The organism is Paenibacillus camerounensis, from assembly GCF_000723885.1.
GTDB lineage: Bacteria > Bacillota > Bacilli > Paenibacillales > Paenibacillaceae > Paenibacillus_AQ > Paenibacillus_AQ camerounensis.
The window spans coordinates 1-3017 of the sequence record NZ_CCDG010000088.1; the positions used below are offsets into that span (position 1 = coordinate 1).

Consider the following 3017-nt stretch of genomic DNA (forward strand, 5'->3'; position numbering starts at 1 on the left):
TGCCTTTGAATTCGCCAGCACAGCTCAGATAGGCGAAATGAAGGGCAAAGGTGTCCATAGATTGAGCTGCAACGGAAGGCCGGAGGTCCTGCCCAAGCTGTGCAGATCAGGTGCTTTTCCAGTGAGAGGGCGTGGGCCAGGACAGTTGCAGGCTGCAGAGCGTACCAGGCAGAATGTAGAATTGCCCGGGAAGCACAGGCAAGCCGGCTGCAGCTGCTTGTTGAGCAGCAGCGCAGCCGGCACAGCCAGGTGAATGAAGCTTAACAATACCATCAGGAAGGAAGAGGGCCGTTTATCAGCAGAAATCTGAACTTTTTGCAGAGCCTGGCATCAGGGATAATACCCCCTTGACCTAAATATGGTTATCTAGAGTTGGAGGAGCTTTTATCCAATGGATACATTATACTTCTGCAGCCAGAGATTTACCTGGGCCAGATATGCGAACAGCTGCGGGCCGGACATCAGCTGTCCGAACCAGGGCAGATTGCTGGATGATTCCGGTGATGCGGCAATTTCTCGGATTTTGGCCGGATCAATCAGCGGCAGGATCGGAGACGATGAATCATCCAGAATGTTCAGCATCTGAGTACGGACGGCGTTCAGGTAAGCGGGATTATGTGTTTTGGGATAAGGGCTTTTTTTGCGGTAGAGCACATCATCGGGCAGCACGCCTTCCAGTGCTTTACGCAGAATGCCTTTTTCACGATTGCCCACTGTTTTGATCTCCCACGGGATGTTGAAGACGTATTGTACCAGCCGGTGGTCACAGTAAGGAACACGGACTTCAAGTCCCACGCCCATGCTCATCCGGTCCTTGCGGTCCAGCAGGGTAGGCATGAACCGGGTAATGTTAAGGTAGGACATAACGCGCATTTGCGCCTGTTTGCCGGTCTCTCCGTCAAGCTTAGGCACCTCGGCCACTGCGTCACTGTAACGGTCACCTAAATATTCCAGAGGACGTATCCATTCGCGGACTTCGGGCGACAATAATCCTGCACGCATTTTGGGGGCTACCGACCAGGGGAAGGTGCCGGAGGACAGCGCTTCTTCACGGTGGAACCAAGGGTATCCGCCAAAGATTTCGTCTGCGGCTTCGCCGGAAATAGCGACCGTCGCATTCTTTTTAATCTCCCGGCAAAATAAATAAAGCGACGAATCCACATCCGTCATCCCCGGCAGGTCACGAGAGTAAAGGGCGTTATCGAGCGCCGGCACCAGATCCGGAGTATCAAAGGTAATGTAACGGTGATTCGTCTGCAGCTCATCCACCATCCGCTTAATCCACGGCCCGTCTGCGCCCGGCTGGAAGGTGTGGCTTTTAAAATGCTTATCGTTATCGACAAAATCAACTGAATAGGTGTCCACCCGGCCCTGGCCGGTACGGTTGTAGTATTGCACGGCGAGGGCCGTTAAGGCGCTGGAATCGAGTCCCCCGGACAGCAGGGAGCAGACCGGAACGTCGGAGACAAGCTGCCGCTCCAGCGCATCCTGCAGCAATTCCCGGACTCTGGCCGCTGTTTCATCAACGTTGTCAGTGTGGACATAGCTCTCCAGCTCCCAGTATGCATACTTGCGGATACCGCTGCGGCTATAAATCATGGCATGACCGGGACGAAGCTCGAATATATCTTTGTATACCCCCTGTCCCGGAGTACGAGCCGGACCGACGATAAAGATTTCCGCCAGACCTTCGGGCCCTACCTTCGGCTGGACTTTGGGATGCTGCAGCAGCGCTTTGGGCTCAGAGCCAAAGACAAACACATCATCAATCTGACTGTAGAACAGCGGTTTGACGCCAAGCCGGTCACGCGCCAGAAACAGATGGTCACGCACACTGTCCCAGACGGCAAAAGCAAATATGCCATTGAGCTTTTCCGTGCAATCCGGGCCCCACTCCATATAGGCATGCAGAAGGACCTCGGTATCACACTGGGTCTGGAAATGGTGGCCGCGCTGCTTTAGCTCGCTTTTGAGATCATCAGCATTATAGAGTTCACCGTTATACACGAGCGCATAGACATTCTCATCCTGCCGGGCGATCATCGGCTGTGCGCCGTTCTCGGGGTCAATTACACTCAGCCTGCGGTGTCCGAGGGCACAGGGGCCCGAAATCCACGTTCCGGCGGCATCCGGCCCGCGGTTTGATAAGGTTTCAGTCATTTTAACGAGCAGTTGCGAGTGCTGGGTAAGGTCACCGCGCCACTGGATAAAGCCGGTTATTCCGCACATGATGTTCATCCTCTCTTTTGTGCGATTGTTGTCCAAATATAAGAATTGAGTAATACAGATATATGCCGATTGAAGGGATAAAATGTATGTCCTTATCCGAACACTAGGGTAGAGGAAAATTTACCAGGAGGGATGATGACAAGTGTATTACATTAAAGACGCCAAAATCCGCAGAATGACCGAATATGACGGTGCTCCATGTGCCGAAGTTGGCGTATTGCCGGGAGCTGTAGGCGATTCAGCGCTCTTGGTGTACATCGTGGAAGATCAGCATGAGGAAGGCTATGAGATTGTGCGCATTCTGACGAATGATGCAGACACCCAAACCGACTGGTTTGATAATAATATGCATAATGCTTTTGAGGACGTGACAGTCAGCGCGTTCACCGGAAGCCCGGTTATGAGTCCGGAGGATGAGCGCTCCAAATTCCAGCGTGAGCTGCTGATCTTCGGCCACCTGAAAAAGCAGCTGGGAGAGCATTTCCGTCAGGTGTCGCTTAAGCGGCACTGATGCCCTGCGGCTGGTAAGCCGGTGCCTCTGGCTCCGGCAGCGGAAGGACAGATGTCTGAACGGCAGATTATGCCGTAAATTCCGTTGCCGGGGGCAGAAATGTTGATTATTACAAAGATTATCCTTGAAAAAAAATTCCCAATGCGTTATAGTAGATAACGTTGCGTTAATACATAGTATAGAAAAGCTATATTTTATATGTCCCGGTAGCTCAGTTGGATAGAGCATGCGCCTTCTAAGCGCACGGTCGGGGGTTCGAATCCCTTCCGGGACGTAA

2 protein-coding genes and 1 tRNA gene are annotated in these 3017 nt (G+C 52.7%); 2 read left to right on the plus strand and 1 reads right to left on the minus strand.

What is annotated here, in order from left to right:
* Positions 1-384: 384 nt before the first annotated feature.
* A complete protein-coding gene (asnB, locus tag BN3772_RS27350) occupies positions 385-2229 on the minus strand; it encodes an asparagine synthase (glutamine-hydrolyzing) (RefSeq protein ID WP_042203532.1) in 1845 nt (614 codons plus the stop codon).
* Positions 2230-2371: 142 nt separating this feature from the next.
* Between asnB and BN3772_RS27355 the strand changes: the two genes are divergently transcribed.
* Together BN3772_RS27355 and BN3772_RS27360 are read left to right on the plus strand one after the other, a co-directional pair.
* Positions 2372-2740 carry a hypothetical protein gene (locus tag BN3772_RS27355; protein ID WP_039876597.1) on the plus strand — a complete coding sequence of 123 codons (369 nt, stop codon included), beginning with the start codon at positions 2372-2374 and terminating at the stop codon, positions 2738-2740.
* 200 nt (positions 2741-2940) lie between these two features.
* Positions 2941-3014 (plus strand) — tRNA-Arg (locus tag BN3772_RS27360).
* The last annotated feature ends 3 nt before the right edge of the window (positions 3015-3017 follow it).